At 43.7% G+C, this 19,714-nt stretch carries 13 protein-coding genes; 9 read left to right on the top strand and 4 right to left on the bottom strand.

Translation table 11 applies throughout. From position 1 onward, the window contains the following. Positions 1 to 124: 124 nt before the first annotated feature. The 8 genes from IEW05_RS15565 (at position 125) to IEW05_RS15530 (ending at position 12,269) form a co-directional block, all read left to right on the top strand. On the top strand, positions 125 to 2,815 hold the full coding sequence (locus tag IEW05_RS15565) for a cation-translocating P-type ATPase (protein ID WP_188540368.1): 2,691 nt from the start codon (positions 125 to 127) through the stop codon (positions 2,813 to 2,815). A gap of 86 nt (positions 2,816 to 2,901) precedes the next feature. Next, entirely contained in the window at positions 2,902 to 4,488 is a 1,587-nt protein-coding gene (locus IEW05_RS15560; RefSeq protein ID WP_229753394.1) for a PucR family transcriptional regulator, read from the top strand. Positions 4,489 to 4,631: 143 nt separating this feature from the next. After that, positions 4,632 to 5,897 carry a cytosine permease gene (locus tag IEW05_RS15555; RefSeq protein ID WP_188540364.1) on the top strand — a complete coding sequence of 422 codons (1,266 nt, stop codon included), beginning with the start codon at positions 4,632 to 4,634 and terminating at the stop codon, positions 5,895 to 5,897. Then, positions 5,897 to 7,000 (top strand): S-methyl thiohydantoin desulfurase family protein, encoded by a 1,104-nt coding sequence (locus IEW05_RS15550; protein WP_188540362.1) that lies wholly within the window; start codon positions 5,897 to 5,899, stop codon positions 6,998 to 7,000. The genes IEW05_RS15555 and IEW05_RS15550 overlap by 1 nt, the downstream gene beginning before the upstream one ends. Continuing rightward, on the top strand, positions 6,993 to 8,546 hold the full coding sequence (locus IEW05_RS15545) for a hydantoinase/oxoprolinase N-terminal domain-containing protein (protein ID WP_188540360.1): 1,554 nt from the start codon (positions 6,993 to 6,995) through the stop codon (positions 8,544 to 8,546). The genes IEW05_RS15550 and IEW05_RS15545 overlap by 8 nt, the downstream gene beginning before the upstream one ends. 288 nt (positions 8,547 to 8,834) lie before the next feature. Then, a complete protein-coding gene (gene sigK / locus IEW05_RS15540; RefSeq protein ID WP_188540358.1) occupies positions 8,835 to 9,536 on the top strand; it encodes an RNA polymerase sporulation sigma factor SigK in 702 nt (233 codons plus the stop codon). Positions 9,537 to 9,783: 247 nt separating this feature from the next. Continuing rightward, entirely contained in the window at positions 9,784 to 10,929 is a 1,146-nt protein-coding gene (locus IEW05_RS15535) for an amino acid deaminase/aldolase (RefSeq protein ID WP_444543951.1), read from the top strand. Further along, a complete protein-coding gene (locus tag IEW05_RS15530; RefSeq protein ID WP_188540353.1) occupies positions 10,917 to 12,269 on the top strand; it encodes a D-arabinono-1,4-lactone oxidase in 1,353 nt (450 codons plus the stop codon). Before IEW05_RS15535 ends, IEW05_RS15530 begins: the two co-directional genes overlap by 13 nt. 222 nt (positions 12,270 to 12,491) lie before the next feature. Here IEW05_RS15530 and IEW05_RS15525 read toward each other — a convergent pair whose 3' ends face one another. The 4 genes from IEW05_RS15525 to IEW05_RS15510 all read right to left on the bottom strand — a co-directional run bounded on the left by IEW05_RS15525 (position 12,492) and on the right by IEW05_RS15510 (position 18,077). Next, positions 12,492 to 13,904, bottom strand: coding sequence for an MDR family MFS transporter (locus tag IEW05_RS15525; protein WP_188540901.1), 1,413 nt, complete (start codon positions 13,902 to 13,904; stop codon positions 12,492 to 12,494). An 89-nt stretch (positions 13,905 to 13,993) separates the two neighbouring features. After that, positions 13,994 to 14,419, bottom strand: coding sequence for a MarR family winged helix-turn-helix transcriptional regulator (locus IEW05_RS15520; RefSeq protein ID WP_188540351.1), 426 nt, complete (start codon positions 14,417 to 14,419; stop codon positions 13,994 to 13,996). 261 nt (positions 14,420 to 14,680) lie between these two features. Further along, positions 14,681 to 16,300, bottom strand: coding sequence for a helix-turn-helix domain-containing protein (locus IEW05_RS15515; protein WP_188540350.1), 1,620 nt, complete (start codon positions 16,298 to 16,300; stop codon positions 14,681 to 14,683). Then, positions 16,293 to 18,077: a sensor histidine kinase family protein gene (locus tag IEW05_RS15510; protein WP_188540348.1), complete on the bottom strand. Its 1,785-nt coding sequence runs from the start codon at positions 18,075 to 18,077 to the stop codon at positions 16,293 to 16,295. The genes IEW05_RS15515 and IEW05_RS15510 overlap by 8 nt, the downstream gene beginning before the upstream one ends. Before the next feature lie 221 nt (positions 18,078 to 18,298). Between IEW05_RS15510 and IEW05_RS15505 the strand changes: the two genes are divergently transcribed. Continuing rightward, the gene (locus IEW05_RS15505) at positions 18,299 to 19,648 is read left to right on the top strand and encodes an ABC transporter substrate-binding protein (RefSeq protein WP_188540346.1); all 1,350 of its coding nucleotides are present in this window, start codon (positions 18,299 to 18,301) and stop codon (positions 19,646 to 19,648) included. The last annotated feature ends 66 nt before the right edge of the window (positions 19,649 to 19,714 follow it).

Genomic DNA, 19,714 nt, shown 5'->3' with positions numbered 1-19,714 from the left:
TTTGTGTGGAAATTTAAGGTTGCACAAAAAGGTTAGCTTTTCATAATTCACACATAAATACTTGACGCTTCTTTTGCTAGTGTATCAACACGAATAAACAGAGTTAAGGAAAGGGGATTTTTCAGTGGAGTTTTATCGTTCAAGTACTGAGGAAGTATTGCAGAGGATGAAGGTTACAGAGGAAGGATTGCCCACTGCTGAAGCGCAAGAGCGACTTGTGAAAAACGGCTATAATGAGCTTGAAAGCAAAGAGAAAGTACCCACTTGGCAGCTGTTCTTAGCCACATTTAAAGATTCAATGGTTATAATATTAATGGTTGTAGTTCTAGTTCAATTGATCTTGGGCGAAGTTGTTGAATCGTTAATCATTTTTGCGGTCCTTCTCATGAATTCGGTGATCAGTGTTGTACAGACACGTAAAGCGGAAAGTTCCATAGATGCATTACGTAAAATGTCTGCTCCTACTGCAAAGGTTATTCGAAACAATGAAAATATGACGATTTCGGCGCGAGAACTTGTTCCAGGCGATATTGTTCTCTTAGATGCAGGTGATTACGTTCCTGCTGATGGAAGGCTGATAGAGACAAGATCATTAAAAGTAAATGAAGGTATGTTAACCGGTGAATCGGAGGCTGCCGATAAAGATGTAGCTGTCATATCCGGTGAAGTACCGCTTGGTGATCGTCGTAACATGGTATATAGTGGTTCGCTCGTTGTATATGGTCGTGGTACATTTATAGTTACAGGGACAGCGAACAATACAGAGATTGGTAAGATTGCAGATATGATTACTTCTGCAGAAGCCAAACAGACGCCATTGCAGCGTAAACTGGATGATTTTAGTAAGAAGCTGAGCATTGGTATTTTAATCCTTTGTGTTGTGATTTTTGCCGTGGAGGCAGGTCGTATTTGGTTCGGAACAGAAACCACAAATTTGGGTGAAGGTATTCTGACTGCATTTATGTTTGCTGTTGCGGTTGCTGTAGCAGCTATTCCTGAAGCTTTGTCTTCAATTGTTACGATTGTTCTCGCAGTAGGAACCACGAAAATGGCGAAACAGAATGCGATAATTCGTAAATTGCCCGCTGTGGAAACACTTGGCTCGACCAGTGTCATTTGTACTGACAAAACCGGCACGTTAACTCAGAACAAAATGACAGTAACGAAACACTTTCTGCCAGGCAACTCAAATGTTCCATTATCGGACAACCCGTTTGAATGGAACGAAGCACAGCAAATGTTGATGCATATCGCCGTACTCTGTAACGATTCGCATATTACGGATGATGGACAAGAAATCGGTGATCCAACTGAAGTAGCTTTACTTGCTTTTAGCAATAAAAATCATAAAGATTACCGTGAAATTCGAAATTCATATGCACGTGTAGCGGAATTGCCGTTTGATTCTGATCGAAAATTGATGTCTACCGTTCATATGATCGGAGATACTAAGCTGATGCTGACCAAAGGCGGTCCTGATGTGATGTTCAGTCGCTGTGACTATGTGTTCTTGGATGGAAAAGAGGAGCCAATCACGGAGAAGATTTTGCGCCGTTTTAGTGAAAGAAATGAACAATTCTCAAATGATGCGCTTCGGGTTCTAGCGTATGGTTACAAACGTCTCTCGACTGATCAGCAGTCGATCGATCTGGAAGATGAGAATGGACTTGTATTAGTCGGATTAACCGCAATGATAGATCCACCAAGAGAAGCTGTATATGATTCTATTAAAAATGCCAAGAGTGCCGGAATTCGTACCGTAATGATTACGGGGGATCACAAAACGACCGCTCAAGCCATTGGTAAGGAGATCGGCTTGGTGGAAGAAAACGATATTGCTCTGACAGGGCAAGAGCTTGATGAATTAACCGATGAAGAGCTTGATCAAAAGCTGGAAAGTATCTCAGTCTATGCCCGAGTATCCCCGGAGAATAAAATTAGAATCGTCCGTGCTTGGCAGAAAAAAGGACATATTACAGCCATGACGGGTGATGGCGTCAATGATGCTCCTGCATTGAAACAGGCTGACATTGGTATTGCGATGGGAAGCGGAACAGACGTTGCAAAGGACGCTTCAGCCATGATTCTTGCCAATGATAATTTCGTATCCATTGTCAATGCTGTTGGTGTCGGAAGAACCGTGTTCAATAATATTAGGAAAGCGATTGGTTATTTGTTTGCTGGTAATCTTGGTGCGATCATCGCTATCGTGTTTGCCGTCTTTTTAAATTTCCCCAATCCTTTCACTGCATTACAGTTATTGTTAATTAATCTTATTAATGACTCACTTCCAGCGATCGCACTCGGTATGGAAAAAGCTGAGCCTAATGTAATGAACAATAAACCTCGTAATATTAATGAAGGAATTTTCTCGGGAAACACATTAAAGTCAATCATTGTCAGAGGCGTGTTAATTGGGGCGGCCGTCATTGTATCACAATATGTGGGTATGCAGATATCTTCAGAAATGGGAGTTGCTATGGCGTTTACAACCTTGATTTTGGCTCGGACGCTTCAAACCTTCGCAGCTCGCTCTAACGTGAAAACGGCTATTGGTGCTGGATTTTTCAGCAATAAGTACGTTATTTACGCCGTAACATTTTGCTTAGTGCTGTATGGAATCACCGTTCTACCCGCTGTTCGCGGAATCTTCTCAATTCCTGCTTCATTCGGAATGAGTGAGTGGACAATTGCTGCAGGACTTGCATTAACGGCCGTGATTCTCATGGAAGTCGTCAAGATCATTGAGAATCGCTTGAATTTGCGAGATAAAGCTAACAAATCCAGTAGCGAATCAACTATTCTAGAAGGCTAATGTAAATGAAAAGCATTCAAGAATGAGTTATCCTATTCGGTAGGATAATAACTTTATTATTTGAACAAGAAGAAGTGGTGAATGATATGGGGGTAACCGTTAAAAATATTCTGCAATTGCCTTCATTCCGAGGTGCTAAAGTATTGACCGGAAGGAAGAGCCTTCATCGTACGGTCTCCTCATTATCCGTATTAGAGGTTTCTAACGCTGATTTTTCTTCAAAGATCGTTAAAACTGTTCAAGAAGAGTGGTATGCGGAAGAAATTGTGATCAGTTCGTTATATTCCATCAAGGATAATGTGGACAAACAGTGCGAAACGGTTCAATACTTGATTGATCTCGGTGAAGTGGGACTGATTTTATATTATGTAGGAATCATCATTCCAAAAGTGCCAGAGGAAGTGCTGCAATTAGCCGAGTCCCAAAATTTTATTATCATCTGTATGCCCAAGAACGATTATTCTCTGCGCTATAATGAAGTGATTTATGAAGTGATGGAAGCAATTGTTCTGGACAATCAGACGATCAATGATAATTTTGTAAATGAATCGCTGGAAAAAGTGTCGATCCTTCCGGAGCATTCGCGCAGTGTGGAAATCATGTTGAAATTGTTATCCGACCGGCTGAAAGCTAACATTGTACTGACGAATACGAATTTAGAAGTTGTGAATCAAGTCATGTGGCCGCGCAACTCTACTTTGGATGTTGTGACAATCATTCAGGGGTACGCACCTTATACGATGAACGGCGGGACCGGAGCAGAAAAACCCGACATCTCCTGCTTTGTTGATCATAAGATCATCCGCCAAAAGAATGGAGAGGCCCTCTACCTTTTTTTAATCAAAGAAAATTCGAAGCTACCGGGAAAGACCATGGATAAAATCAGCGAGGTCGTGCAGGTAGCCATCAATTTATGGGGAGACAAGCATAACGAGGTCAGCGAATACGCCTTAGTGAAGGCGATTATTAATGATGAAAGCGAAAAAATGCGGAGACTTGCTCACCAGCTTCATATCGACGTAGCGGCTATTCAGATGATATGGCTCGTCTATATTCAGGATTTATCGGAGGAAAAGTGCATAAGGGAGGAACTGTCGGAGTATCTCTCCAAATATTATAAAACGGCTGTGATTCAAACGATCGATAATTGCATTATCGTGCTATTAGGCAATTACTCTTACAAATACAATGAGGTTGAAGTTGCTGAGGAGTATATCGAAACGACGAGTTTCTTATCATCCATATCTGAAATGGTGTACGCGCCAAGAATGAGGAATACGACGGATGTACGCAGGATGTATCAGCTCGTGAATCAAGTCGGGAAGAAAGTGCATCTGATTTATCATCAGCGGAAATGGTTTACAGCCGCAGAAATTCGCTCCATGAAGCGGGCTATTGACTTGAGTGTGCAAGGAGAAGAAGTCACTGAGGAATGGATGTCGGTGATCGCTCCTATTCTGGATGATCTTGAGTCGGTTAGAACATTAATGGTTTTTCTATTGGATGCGAAGGGTAATTATGATGTCTGCGCCAAACTTCTCTTTGTCCACAAAAATACAGTAAAGTACCGCATCAAGAAAATCAGCGAGCTGTTGGGATACGATATCACGATGAATTCTGAATTTTACGATGTGTATCTAGCCTGCATGATCTATCGGTTAATTAACAACTAAGTCAAAGAAATCCGAATTTCTTGTCGAAAAAGACAAAAATTCGGATTTTTATTTTTATTTCTGAAAAAGACGCTTTCCCTCTCTTGTTTTACAATAATAAAAATAGTTTTAGTTAATCGATCGAGATTAGAGGAGTGGAATGTATGAGCAATCAAGAAAAACCTCAGTCTTGGTTCACTCTGGGGATGGTTTGGGCCGGAGCAATGATTAGTATACCAGGTCTTTTGGTAGGGAACACGTTGATTACAGGGATGAGCTTATCGAAGACATTAGTCGTCACGTTGATCGGGTATGCCATTATCGTTGCCATCATGATTTTTCAGGGAATTCAAAGCACGGATTTAGGTAAGACGACCGTTCAAGTTGCAAGTCAAGTATTCGGCAAAAAAGGGTCGCGTACCATCCTCTCCATTATTCTGACCATTGCATGCCTTGGGTGGTTTGGAATTCAGGCTAATGTATGCGGGGCTGCACTCGCGAATTTATTAGCTGAGTTTAACATCAATATACCTGTACCAGTAGCCTCTCTGATCAGCGGTTTGGTGATGGTGGTATCCGCGATGTATGGAATGAAAGTGCTGCGTGTTCTAAGCTATATTGCTGTGCCTTTGCTGGTCGTTCTTTGCGTATATGGTTTGATTAAAGCTTTAAATGGGGAAACTTTGCAGTTCATTTCGAATTACAGACCGGAGCAGAATATGAGCTTTATGGACGGGCTGGCGGTAACGATAGGTTCCTTTGCACTCGGTGCAGTCATTGCCGGTGATTATTCGCAATTTTCCAGGAAGCGTTCCGATGTGTGGAAAGCGGCTATCTTCGGAATTATACCGGCAGGCGCACTTATGATCAGTGTAGGGGCTGTCTTGACGCTGGCTTACCAAACGAATGATGTTACGGCTGTCTTTTTGAATATCGCTACTCCATTTATCGGCGGTGTCGTGTTGATCTTGGCGGCATGGAAGACCAATATGGTCAATGCGATCTCGGGTGGGTTCGCGTTAACCAATGTCTTTAACATCTCTAAGGAAAAAGAAAAATGGGCAGTGGGTGTTGCCGGGTTGATTGGGACTGTACTCGCGGTAATTGGCATCTTGGATTACTTCACACCTGTGATGTCCATTTTGTCGGCGATGGTCCCTCCTGTAGCGGGCGTCATGATCGCCTCCTATTGGGTGATGAACAAAGGGGATAAGAACAGCTGGAAGGAAACAGAGGGAGTAAACCGCCTAGGCATATACTCTTGGCTGATTGGTTCGATCATTGCTTGTATTCCCGTCATTTTGTCATTATTCCCGAGCTTGCCGCAAGTATCAAATCAACCTTTGATCGGCATTGTCATTTCATTTGTTCTGTATATTGTTGGCTATCGTTTAACTGCTTCAAAGACTGTCATATTGGAGGAAAATTGATGAGATATTTAGATAAAGCTGCTATTGAAAATATTGCAATTGGAGCCGCATTCCTGGGGACAGGCGGAGGCGGAGATCCTTATATCGGAAAACTAATGGCGATTTCGGCTATTGAGAAGAATGGTCCCGTAAGATTATATTCGGTCGATGAAATTGACGACGAAGACTTTTTTATCCCGGCTGCCATGATGGGAGCACCTTCCGTGTCATCCGAGAAATTTCCGAACGGAAGCGAGTTCGTTAAAGTTTTTCAAAAGCTGGCTCAGTATTTAGGGAAAGACAAAATCGCAGGCACGTATCCGATGGAAGCTGGCGGCGTCAATTCCATGATTCCGATCGTCGTCGCGGCGCAGCTCGGTTTGCCGCTGGTCGATTGTGACGGAATGGGCAGAGCCTTTCCTGAGCTTCAGATGGTGACGTTTAACCTGGATGGTATTTCGGCGACACCGATGGCGATTACGGATGAAAAGGGAAATATCGGCATTTTCGAAACCATCGATAACAAATGGACGGAACGTTTAGCCCGGGTAGCCACTGTGGAAATGGGGGCAAGCGCTATGGTGAGCTTGTACCCAACGACAGGGGCTCAAATGAAGAAGAGCGGAGTTCATCACATCGTTACATTGTCTGAACAAATCGGGGAGATTATTTCCTCGAACCATAGAGATGCAAATGAAAAACTGCAAGAACTCTTAACTTTGGTATCCGGTTATGAGCTATTCCATGGAAAAATCGTCGATGTGATCCGTGAGATCAAGGGTGGATTTAATCTCGGCAAAATGAATCTGGAAGGAATCGAAGCCCATAAAGGCGGAAATATGCAAGTTCATTTTCAAAATGAGAATCTCGTTGCGGAGAGGGACGGGCAAGTTGTAGGGATGACCCCGGATTTACTCTGTCTGGTCGATTATGAAACGTTATTGCCTGTTACGACCGAGAGCCTGAAGTATGGTAAACGCGTACGGGTGATCGGACTCCCCGCTAACGAAAAATGGAGAACGGAAAAAGGAATCCAAACGGCAGGACCAAGATATTTTGGATATGATTACGATTATGTTCCGATTGAAGAATTGATAAAAAAGGCGGTGGCTGATCATGTATAGAATCGGGATCGATGTGGGCGGAACGAATACAGACGCCATTATTTTGGACGAGCATCATAAGCTGATTCACGCTGTCAAATCTCCTACGAGTCTAGACATCAAGACGGGAATTGAAACGTCACTGCGGAATTTGCTGCAAGAATCGAAAATTGATAAGACCCAAATTACTCATGCCATGCTAGGCACGACGCAATGCACCAATGCGATTGTGGAACGTAAAAAGCTGGCGAGCGTCGGTATTATTCGCTTAGGCTATCCTGCAACGGCTTCCGTCCCTCCGTATACGGCTTGGCCGAAAGATATGGTTGAGAAGCTGTCAGGAAACTACGCTTTAGTTCATGGCGGATATGAATACGATGGTCAAGTACTGAGCGAAGTCGATGAGGATGAAATTCGTGAGCTTTTAGCAAAGTGGCGGGAAAAAGTCGAGTCCATCGCGGTAATCGGCGTATTCTCTTCCATTAAGAATGACCAAGAGCTCAGAGTTCGTGATCTTATTCATGAGGTATATGGAGAGGAGTATCCGGTTTCCTGCTCTTCCCTGATCGGCTCCGTTGGACTCATTGAACGTGAAAATGCGACTATTTTGAATGCGGCATTGTACAAGGTGATTGAGACGACAACCGAAGGGTTCGTACATGCGTTAGAAGAAGAAGGAATTACGGATGCGGTAGTGTATTTATGTCAGAACGACGGCACCTTAATGTCCATTGACTACGCTAAACAGTTCCCGATATTCACGATTGCCTGCGGTCCGACGAATAGCATTCGCGGCGCATCTTATTTGGCACAAATCAAGGATACGATGGTTCTCGATGTTGGCGGTACAACTTCGGATATCGGCGTCCTGCAGGATGGATTCCCAAGAGAATCCTCTGTAGCCGTTGAAGTCGGTGATATTCGGACCAATTTTAGAATGCCGGACATTATCTCCGTTGGACTGGGCGGAGGCAGTATTGTTCGTGTGGACGACAACGGCAAGATTTCAGTCGGACCTGACAGCGTTGGTTATCGGATCAGCGAGGAAGCGCTTGTCTTTGGCGGAAGTACGCTCACGGCCACGGATATCGCTGTCCGGTTAGGCATGGCTGATATAGGTGACAAGAGCTTAGTGTCCCATATTGAGGAGGAGTTTGCGCTCGCTGTGCAGGCTGAAATTTCCTCTATCGTCGGGCAAGCAATTGATAAAATGAAAACATCCTCCGAAGATGTTCAGCTCGTTCTTGTCGGCGGGGGTAGTATTATTATCCCGGATTCGATTCGTGGGGTAGCAAGCATGATCAAAGCGGAAAACGGAACTGTTGCCAATGCTATCGGGGCGTCCATTGCGCAAATCAGCGGGCAATATGAGCAGATATATATCTATTCACGGGAACCGCGTGAAGCTTCGTTGAAGGATGCTGAGCGCAAAGCAGTACAACAAGCCGTATTAGCCGGAGCCGTTTCCGATACGATTGAATTGGTTGAGGTGGAAGAAACTCCGCTAGCTTATCATCCTGAGAATGCGACAAGGTTAAGAGTAAAAGTTGTAGGTAAAATGAGTTAGAGATAAATTAAGTAAGAGATAAAAAATCATCGAGACACAAATGGCCTTTCGGAAGTTCGCTCTGCGAATTTTTGAGAGGTTTTTTTGTGCGAGTCGCTGTAACGAATCTCCAGTCATTTGGATGGAATAAGGTCAATAAAGGTTACTGCTTTCGTTAGATTGAGCCGATCTTTTAAAGGGATATCATTTTTCACCGTACAGGCACAGATAGGCACTGGCCTACATACAATGAAATGATCAGGAACGATTAAAGATTGTAGCATTGTTACTCAGCAGGAGGTGTCATCTTTGCCTGGATTATTTACTACTATTGCTCTGTTTATTAAACAACTAACTCTGCTCGTGTCGTATGTGAAGAATAACGCTTTTCCCCAACCATTGACGGAAGAGGAGGAGACGAAGCATTTGGCGCGGATGGCTGAAGGCGATCCGATCTCTCGTAATTTGCTGATTGAGCACAATCTGCGGCTGGTGGCGCATATCGTCAAGAAATTCGATAACACCGGCGAGGATATGGAGGACTTGATCTCGATCGGGACGATTGGACTCATCAAGGCTATTGAGAGCTTCCGCCCCAACAAAGGTACGAAACTGGCAACTTTTGCGGCTCGTTGTATTGAGAATGAAATATTGATGCACCTTCGGTCGCTCAAAAAGACACGTAAGGATGTTTCGCTGCACGACCCTATCGGGACGGACAAGGAAGGGAATGAAATTACCCTTATCGATATCCTGGGTACGGAGGCGGACGAGGTTCTTGATCGGGTACAGCTCAAGATGGAGAAGAGTAAAATTTATCGGAATCTTGATATCCTGGACGCTAGAGAGCAGGAAGTGATTAAAGGAAGATTCGGGTTGGAGCATGGGGGAGAAGAACGGACCCAACGCGAAATCGCCAAAGAGCTCGGCATTTCCCGCTCTTATGTGTCCCGGATAGAGAAGCGAGCGCTTATGAAGCTGTATCATGAGTTTTATAAGGCGAAGCGATGAAGAATATATGAATAATGACACTGGGAAATCTACGTAGGAGCAATTCCTTGTAGGTTTCTTTTTTATGGAAAGATCAGATTAAAGAATATCTAATTAAGATAGTATTGAATAGTAGAGTCCCGAAATAATGGACTATCTCTCTGTTGTGAGAATATTAATAATACAGGAAATTATGTATCTCCATATATAGGAGGTCGGTAGAGTGCGTGATTATCGTTACTATAAAGAAGTGTGCACCGGGCTTCCGATGCCCTTTGCTTTCGTTGATCTGGATATGCTTCAGCAGAATATTCTTAACGTTCTCCATCGGGCGAATGGGAAGAACGTCCGCATTGCGAGCAAATCGATCCGTTCTGTTGATATGCTCCGGCGCATTCTGCAGGCAAATGCGCAGTTTCAGGGGATCATGTGCTTCACGGTGCCCGAAGCACTCTATCTCGCGCAGCAAGGTTTCACCGACTTGCTGCTGGGTTACCCTGCGATGGACGCAAGTCTGCTCGCGTCTGTCGCCATGCATCAGCGTGAAGGGTGTAACATCACGCTGATGGTAGACTGCGAGACGCATGTCGAGCAGGCGGAAGCGGCTGCCGCCAAGTACGGCGTGCGGCTGCCGCTCTGTGTGGACATCGATATGTCGATCGATGTCCCGGGGCTGCACTTCGGCGTATGGCGCTCGCCTATACGCTCCACAGATGCAGCGCTCAACCTCATCAAGCGGATCGCACAGTCGAAGCACGTCGTGCTCGAGGGGCTCATGGGTTACGAAGCGCAGGTTGCTGGCTTAGGCGACCGCGTGCCGGGGCAGGTTCTGAAGAATGCGATCGTAAGGCTACTTAAACACCGCTCGATCCGTGATGCCGCTGCCCGGCGTGCGGAGCTGGTCGCGGCGATCGATCGAATGGGTCTTCCTCCGCTGCGGTTCGTGAATGCAGGCGGCACGGGCAGCCTGCATACAAGTAGCGTGGAACCAGTCGTCACCGAGGTCACGGCTGGTTCGGGGTTCTATTCGCCCGGTCTGTTTGACAACTACCGGGATTTCACCTTGGTTCCCGCCGCAGGATATGCGATCGAGATCGTGCGTCAGCCGCGCGGTGATCTCTACACCTGTTTAGGCGGTGGGTACACGGCTTCGGGAATTGCAGGAAGCGACAGATTGCCGCGTCCATACCTGCCGCAAGGTGCGACTCTCCTAGCGATGGAAGGCGCAGGTGAAGTCCAGACGCCGATTCGCTACAACGGGCAAGAAACGCTGGAACTCGGCGATCCGATCTTTATGCGTCATAGCAAAGCAGGAGAGTTATGCGAACGATTTACACACCTCTACTACATTTCAAATGGCAGTATCGTTGGGGAGACAACGACATATCGGGGGGACGGACTATGCTTTCTATAAATTTGAAGGAACGCAATACGAAAGAATGGCGCAATTGGTCAGGACTCGTACGCGGACTGCCGCGGAGCATCGTATATCCGGCAAGCATAGAAGAGGTGGTCGGGATAGTTAAGACATGTGCCGCCGAAGGACGGAAGCTGCGTGTCGTCGGATCCGGACATTCATTTACGAGGCTCGTCCAGACCGATGATGTACTGGTCTCCTTGGATCGATTGCAGGGCGTGATTGCTGTTGATTCGGAGATGGGGATTGCCCAGGTGTGGGGCGGAACGAAGCTGGACCGTCTCGGGGAAGAATTGCATGCCATTGGGGTTGCGCAAGAGAATCTGGGCGATATTAATGCGCAATCCATTGCAGGAGCGATCAGTACAGGAACACATGGGACGGGAGAGCAGTTCGGGAGCCTCGCAACGCAAGCGGTAGGCTTAACGGTAGTGACAGCAACAGGGGAAATCCTCGAATGTTCAGTTGAGCAGAATGAAGAGCTTTTTCGGGCGATGCAGGTGTCACTTGGGATGTTCGGGATTATCGTGAAGTTGAAGCTACGTGTTGTGCCTGCGTACGCGCTCCGCTATACGAGCCACAAAATATCATTCTCTCAATGCCTTGAGCAGCTTGATCTATTCAAAAAGGAGAACCGTCATTTCGAATTTTATTGGTTCCCATATACGGATACCGCTCAAATAAAACTGACCAATACAACGGATGAGGTCCCCGGAGCACCAAGCCGCTGGAGTTACTGGAAAGTCTTGCTAATGGAGAATGCGCTGTTCTGGGTTCTATCGGAGTGCTGCCGCTTCATTCCGCGCCTTTGTAAGCTGATAAGCCGATTGTCGGCAGCGGGCGTACCGGATATGCAGGAAGTGGGGTATAGCCACCGGATTTTCGCAACGCCGCGGCTCGTTCGATTTAACGAAATGGAGTACAGCGTACCGGCAGATCACATGCGAATCGTACTGGAGGAAATACGTAATACGATAGATCGGTACCAATTTGCTGTTCATTTCCCAATTGAATGCCGCTATGTACGGGGAGACGATGTATGGCTTAGTCCGGCGACTGGACGTGATTCTGCCTATATCGCTGTACATATGTATCGGGGGATGGAGTATGCTGACTTTTTTGCCAAAGTAGAGGATATCTGTAGACAGTATGGCGGGAGACCGCACTGGGGGAAAATGCACACAATGAACGCGGAGCAGCTCCGCTCGGTATATCCGAAGTGGGATGCATTTCTTCGCCTCAGGCAAGAGCTTGATCCTTCGGGCGTATTCTTGAATCCTTACTTGGCAGAAATGTTGCAACAGAGCGAGCAAGCGCACGAGTTGACGAAAGCGTAATGAGTCCTTGATTGATTCGTATAAAAAAACGAATCCGGTATGGATTCGGGGCTTGGAACACTAATCGAGCACAGCTTATGATGTGTTCTTTGGTGATTATGGACGTCTGAAGGTGCTATAAAAAGACGGGGGCATTAGCCTTCCCGTCTTTTGTTCTTCTCGATAGATTTCGCGATCTCTGCAATCGCCGAAGGATGAGCTTAGCGGTCATTTATTTTTAAATTAAACGCGAATCCGTTTAACAAAGAACGATAAAATTAAACCGATACCTGCAAGTGCTGTAATAAACAAGTAAGCATGCGTAATTCCAGCGGTTAATATCTCAGTTTGGACAGCGTCTGGATGTGTATTAGCAAATCGAGTTTCCCCACTAGACATTAGTGTAATAGCGAAGGTTGTACCAAGAGCACCTGCTATTTGTTGTAATGTATTCATGACGGCAGCACCATCCGGGTAGTATTTCACTGGTAATTGATTCAAGCCATTGGTTTGAGCTGGCATAATGACCATTGCTAGTCCGATAAACAATGTACAGTGTATTAAAATAAAGGTCATACTACTGGTTTCAGTAGAGTTAGTTGTAAACAAAAAAACCGCAATTGTTGCAATAAAAAACCCAACAGGCAGCAATAATTTAGGTCCGTATTTATCGAAAATTTTACCAGTAACTGGAGCCATAGCTCCGTTAAGCACACTACCAGGAAGTAGTTGAACTCCTGCAACTGTTGCAGATAACAATAGACCTCCTTTTAAATATAACGGTAATAAAATCGCAGAGGATAAGATGATCATCATTCCTAAAAAAAGCATAATAAGTCCTAATGTAAACATCGGATATTTAAAAACACGTAAATTCAGCATTGGAGTTTCCAATTTAAATTGTCGTAATACAAACCAGATCAGGCTTATGATACCAATGATAAGTGGCAGGAGGACAATGATTTCACTTAAAGAGTGTTCAGCTAGGTTACTAAATCCAAATACGATTCCACCAAATCCTAAAGTAGAAAGCAGGATGGATAAGATATCAATTTTAGGCTTTGAAATGTACGCTACATTTTTGATGAATGTTAATCCGAAGCCGAATGTAAATAAAAGTAAAGGTAAGCTGATCCAAAAAATATACTCCCAGCCCAAATGGTCTACAATTAAACCAGAAAGAGTTGGCCCAATTGCCGGCGCACACATAATAACCAGCCCCATCAACCCCATAATGGTCCCACGTTTATGTGCAGGAAAAATAATAAGAATAATATTGGTCATTAATGGAAGCAATAAACCAGTCCCCAAGGCTTGCACTATACGCGCAATTAATAATGAGGTGAAATTAGGTGAGAGGGCAGCAATTAATGTACCGATGATAGATAATAGCAAAGAAGCCGTGAATAATTGTCTAGTAGTAAACCATTGCATTAATAAAGCAGAAATAGGAACAAGGATTCCTAATACTAGTAAATATCCCGTTGTTAGCCATTGAACCGTTGAGGCGTTGATTGAAAATTCATCCATTAAGTTGGTAAAAGCCATGTTTAAGGCCGTTTCACTAAATAGACCAACGAAGGCACCTAACATAAGGGAGAAGGCCATAAGGCCTGGCTGTTTAACTTGAGCAGTAGATGTAGATTCCATTATAATGATAAACCTCTTTTCAGAATTTTGATGCGGATTACTTCTAGTAAAATAGATGATATATCAACTATATGGCACGAAAAATGAAAGCTGATTTAAGCATCTTTTACATTATTTTGTACACGAGTTAATAAAGTCTTTAACGTTGAGTATTCTGAAGCAGATAATCCCGTCTCGATAATTTCGTTTAATTTGATCGTCACCTCGTTTATGATAGTTTCTAATTTCCTGCCTTCTTCTGTTACAAACACATTTACCGAACGACGATCTTGCTTACTTATTACTTTTCGAATATATCCCTTGTTCTCTAAGCTAGCGATCATTCGGGCAACACTCGCTTTGTCTTTGCTCAAATGATTAGCAATCTCGTTTTGAGATAGACCTTCTTGCTCAAGCAACAAAGCCATAAGTAAATGTTGCTCAGGAGCAAGCCGAACAGGAGCAAGTAACTTCGTTAGATAATTGGTTACTTCTAAATGCAAATCTCGAAGAAGCAAACCTATAGGATCTCTTGAAGCCATATGATCTCTCCTTTTATAAAAATAGATGATATATCAACGTAATAATAATATTAACATAAAATGTTTAATGCTTGTCAAGAAAAAGGGTGTTTTGGTTCTTGCTCACAAATAGGATATTACGGAGGGATGAGCTTCTTGATCGGTTATAGCTTAAGTTGGAGAAAAACGGACCCAACGGGAATATTTCAGTAAAAAGGATCGCATATGCGATCCTTTTTGTTAGGGTCTAGCACCTTTAGAGATGCTAGACCCTGATCGTTTTCAACCTTTCACATCATTCTTTACATATTCCGTCGGCGTTACGCCTATATGTTTTTTAAATGTTTTTAGGAAATAGATGTAATCATTGAATCCGCTTGCTGCCGCAATATCGTGGATCGAGAGCTGATGTTGACGTAGCAATGACTGGGCTAGCTTTAATCGATATTTCGTTAAATACTCGGCAAACCCGATGCCAATTTCCTGTTTGAACAATTTGCTCAAATAAACGTTGCTGATGTTGATTTTATCCGCTACCAGACTGAGTGAAATATCTTCCGCGAAATGGAGATGGATATAGTCCAGTGCCTCTCTTACATAAATGGAGGTTGGAGCTGCTTCGCGCATCGTAAGAGCATCGCAGAGCCTTTCGAATAAAGATAATAACCAATCCTGAACGGATGATAGAGACGAAAAATCGCTGAGATGTTTTTCCGGCAAGATGTTATCTGCGTACACCTCACGCAAATCGATGGAATGATTCTTGCAGGTCTTGTTGATTAAGCTGAGCAAATCAGTGAACACCATCTGGGCAATCGCAAGCGGTGGTTTATTTGCGCGGATCTCACTGAATAAGTTGGATAGTACGGTATGGATGCCCTCTCGGTCCTGAATGGAGATGAAATGTGAGAGCGTCGATTCCTTTTTGATGTCAAAATAATTGAGCATAGCTGCCCCTTGTTGCTCATCCGTGTTCGTAAATACGGCTCCAGCGTCGTAATAAAATTTATTCTTTAGCTTCTTCTCGGCTTGCAGGTAGCTCTGTGGAAGCTGATGAATCTGGCTGCATACCTGTCCTATGCTGAAACTGACCGAAAGGTTCAGGAAGTTCTTCATGCAGGATGAGAGGCGTGACATGGTGTTTTGAACGATATCCTGAATCTTTTGTTGGCTAAAGATATCGGCAAATGATAGTAGAATTGCATAATTCTCATTAGCAATATGACAGATGGCTCCATTTCGTTGATCTTCGAGTATTTCGGAAGCAATATTGATGACTGAAAATTGAAGCAGCGTGGTTTTTTTTAGATCCATAGACTGGTAGTCGTCGATACACATTACGATCACAAGTACCTGTGTTAGATCTAATTTCAGCCCGAGGGTATCCATGTGAGCTGAAATCTCATCCACATCGCTATAAAAGCCAGTTAGTAGATAGATGAGAAAATCTTGTTTCAATGCATTGATATTGTTAATATCGAGCGCGTGATCAGGTTGCTTGGAATTCTGGATCAACGAACGACTTGCTTTTCGCAATGCTGCAATTAACGTAACGGCCGACATTTTATGTTTCAGAATGTAATCGACGGCCCCATTTTGCAGAGTACCGTGTACATAATTAAAATCATCGTAGTTACTGAGCGCGATAAACTGGATATCTGGATATCTAGTGTGCAGAGCTTCGCACAATATGAGTCCATCCATGTTCGGCATTTTCATATCCGATAGAATAATGTCGGGAGCATAATCAGATATTTTGTCCAGAGCTTCACGCCCGTCATTAGCTTCCCCACATAAAATAAACTCAGAGCTGCCATGCAATTGCGGCAATTCTGTACTGAGCATGTATTTGAGATTGTTGCGTACAAGCAAATCATCGTCCACGATCATGACTTTAATCATAATCCACCGCCTTTAACATGATGGGCATTTCAATTTCAACGGTCGTATAAAGGTTGGGTTCACTCCACACGGAAAAGCTGCTATGTTCTCCGAACAGGAGACTAAGCCTGGAGCGGACATTGGTTATGCCGATATGTGCTGAATTTGTCTCTGTGCTCTCAAGTATAGAGGCAAGCTTCTTCTCGTCCATTCCTTTCCCATTGTCTTTGATCCGTATATGTAATTTGTCGTCCTCTGCAAAGACACGTACTTGAAGAATCCCTTGTTCATTTTGCGGCACCAGTCCATGCAGTAAGGCATTTTCCACGAGTGGCTGTAATAAGAGCTTCGGAACCATTTTGTCACGCACATCTTCATCCACGGAGAAATAACATGTAAATTTTCCACTATATCGGTATTCTTGGATTTCTAGATATTGCTGAAGATAATGAATTTCTTCCTCTACCGAAATGAATCGATCATGGCTTAAATTGACATGTAACATATCGGAGAGCGCCACTGAAACCGTCTCAATATTATGTGCACCACGAAGCGTGGCGAGATACTTGATCGTATTTAAAGTGTTGTAAAGGAAATGGGGGTTAATCTGGGCCTGTAGGGCTCGCATTTCTGATTTTCTTTTCTCCTTTTCACTGCGCTGGATGCCAGCAATCAATTCACGAATCCGTTCGATCATGAACGTGATTTGCTGATAGAGCTGCCCGCTTTCATCTTTTGAGCGTATATCAACATCTAAATGAAGATTTTCTTGGTCTATTTTTTTGACGGCACGGGATAACCTCCGTAAATTTCGCGATAGTAAAAACGTGCATAACGAGACCAATAAAATAAACAATATCCCGCAAAAGAGCGCAATAAAAATGACTTGGCCGCGTATGTTGAGGAAATCAGCTAATATACCGTTATAGGGTACAAAACCGATGACTCTCCATCCGGTGATAAAGGTCTGTTGTGAAACGGCGAGGCTATTCTGCCCATTCAACATGGTGAAGAATCGTCCGTCACTTGTTGATGATTTGTCCATAAGACTACGCAATTCCGTTTCATTGAGTAGATTGGCGGCAGATCCAGCTGGGAATATAGGCGTACCTGTTTCTTCGTCTAATACAAGTAACGAGTAATCATTAATATTCTCAATATCGAACATATCCTGAAGTAGCGAGCACTTAATATCTGCTACGACAAGACCAATTAATTCTCCATGATATCTGATCGGGCGAGCAATCGAAAAGACGAGATCAGAGTCTTGTGTAGTATAAGGACTATAGTAGTGAGGCGGAATAAACAAGACATCTTTGTCGGAGTTCATTAACTCTTGGTACCAGTCTTGATTCAGGACTCTTCTACCATCCATCGTAGGTCCGTAGGCGAGGCTATTCCCATCAAGATCATATACTGCCAGACCATTGAGATACGACTTGAAATTGCACAAGCTAATGATATAGTCTTCTGCTTCACGACGGTATTGCAATAATGTAGCGTCCTCCGTCTCCTTGTTCATAAGATAGTTAAAGATTCGACTGTTCAGGTTGTTACCGAAATTGCTAGAAATAAGTGCGGTCACCCGATCAATATCTTTGAGAGCGGTTTCAAAGTTGCTATTGGATATTTGCAGCATCGAATACAAATTGTTAACGGATGTGGTAGTGGCTTGTTTGGTCAGGCTATTGGACCAGGAATAAGTCGTAACGGTAGCAAACAGGCAAAAAAGGGTCAACGTAACACACATTAACTTAAACTGTAAGCTATGTACGGTGTGGGGGAAGAACTTTCTCACAGAGATGCTCCCTTCTAGAAGAGAATGATGTAACAAGTGATAGTAATCTGAACTTATCATTCTATCTTTAGTTAAGTCAATGAATAACACTGCGAGTAAAAACGAAAAACGTTAATCTATTAAAAATGGACAGCATTGTTTAAAAAAGAACAATTCAACTCACTTTAAATCCTGATAAGCTGATAGTACAGGCAAAGATAAACAAAAGGGAGGATACAACAATGAAATTTAAAAAAGTACTTATTGCAACGGTAGCATCTGTCATGGCTATGTCCTTGGCTGGTTGCGGAGAGAAAGAGAATGGAGCATCCAAGTCAACCGATAACAGTCCTGGTGCAGCAAATGATGTAAAAACAGTTACGCTACTAACATTTACAGAATGGTATAAAGATGGCTGGAAAGCACTTGAAAGCTACATAAACAATAACGCTCAGGAGCTTGGCTTCAAATTAGATATTCAAAAAATCGCGGGGGGATCGCAAGGCGAGGATGTTGTTAAAGCACGGTTTGCCACAGGAGATCTACCGGACATTATTCAAACCTATGGTGCAAAGTGGATTGACACCCAGGTAAACGGATTAGATAAAATCGTGGATATGGGATCACTTTCTAGCGAAGCCGAATATGACGCCGCTACGCTTGAAGAAGGCGGTTACCGCTACGATGGCAAATTGTACGGAATGCCTATGGACACTACTAATCTCTTAGGTGTGTTTTATAACAAAAAGGTATTTGAAGAAGCCGGAATCACGGAACTACCTCAAAACTGGGAACAGTTTATCGCCGTATCTGACAAGATAAAAGCAACGGGTAAAACACCACTTTACTACTCTGGTAAAGATGCCTGGACGCTGCAATGCTTCACTCACTTTGGATTTAACAAAGAAGTATTCGATAGTGGGAAATCATATAGCGAGTTCTGGCAAGACATGAACACGAACAAACGTCATTATGCAGAGAACAAGCAATTTGCTAATGCCATTGCCAAGTCCAAAGAAATGATTGAACTAGGTTATGTTAACGAAACCTACCTCTCTGACACCTATGACATGGCTCAGACTGCATTGGCACAAGGCGAAGCTGGCATGTATATAAACGCAACTTGGGTCATTGATGAAATTTCAAGTAAGTATCCAGATGCGGTGCAGGATATCGGAGCGTTTGCATTGCCTCTGTATGATGCAAGTGAGAATTACACCGACTCTTCATTGCCTAGCTCCCTTAGCATTACGACCAGCGCAAAAGATATTGAAGCGACAAAGAAAGCCATCGATTTTATTAGTTCTGCCAAAGCACAACAGATTTACGCTGAAGCCCAGCCAGGAATTTATCTTAATAAAAATGTGAATGTGACGCTTTCGCCAGGACATCAAGATCTTTTAAATCTGATGAAAGAAGGCAAGAGCATGGCATTGTGGCAAGGATCAGGAAATAACTACGGCTATGGCTCTTACGATAAGTTCCTACAAGATTATTATGTTAGCTCCAAATCCGTAGATGAAGTGCTCAAAGCGATGGACGAAGAAACCGCAAAGAACGCAATGGCTGCCAAAGATTCAAACTGGAAATAACCTTGTAAATACAACAATGGGTTGTGATTGTACTTAGAATTTAGATCGAACCAATCCCTAAATTCT

This window comes from Paenibacillus segetis (assembly GCF_014639155.1).
Lineage (GTDB): Bacteria > Bacillota > Bacilli > Paenibacillales > Paenibacillaceae > Fontibacillus > Fontibacillus segetis.
This window is presented reverse-complemented; position numbering and strand designations above follow the sequence as displayed.

Bases quoted from the DNA above. Each gene is read 5' to 3' on its own strand.
- IEW05_RS15560 (WP_229753394.1), top strand. From the start codon at position 2,902: ATGGGGGTAACCGTTAAAAATATTCTGCAATTGCCTTCATTCCGAGGT.
- IEW05_RS15555 (WP_188540364.1), top strand. From the start codon at position 4,632: ATGAGCAATCAAGAAAAACCTCAGTCTTGGTTCACTCTGGGGATGGTT.
- IEW05_RS15550 (WP_188540362.1), top strand. From the start codon at position 5,897: ATGAGATATTTAGATAAAGCTGCTATTGAAAATATTGCAATTGGAGCC.
- IEW05_RS15545 (WP_188540360.1), top strand. From the start codon at position 6,993: ATGTATAGAATCGGGATCGATGTGGGCGGAACGAATACAGACGCCATT.
- IEW05_RS15535 (WP_444543951.1), top strand. From the start codon at position 9,784: ATGCCCTTTGCTTTCGTTGATCTGGATATGCTTCAGCAGAATATTCTT.
- IEW05_RS15530 (WP_188540353.1), top strand. From the start codon at position 10,917: ATGCTTTCTATAAATTTGAAGGAACGCAATACGAAAGAATGGCGCAAT.
- IEW05_RS15520 (WP_188540351.1), bottom strand. From the start codon at position 14,419: ATGGCTTCAAGAGATCCTATAGGTTTGCTTCTTCGAGATTTGCATTTA.
- IEW05_RS15515 (WP_188540350.1), bottom strand. From the start codon at position 16,300: ATGATTAAAGTCATGATCGTGGACGATGATTTGCTTGTACGCAACAAT.
- IEW05_RS15505 (WP_188540346.1), top strand. From the start codon at position 18,299: ATGAAATTTAAAAAAGTACTTATTGCAACGGTAGCATCTGTCATGGCT.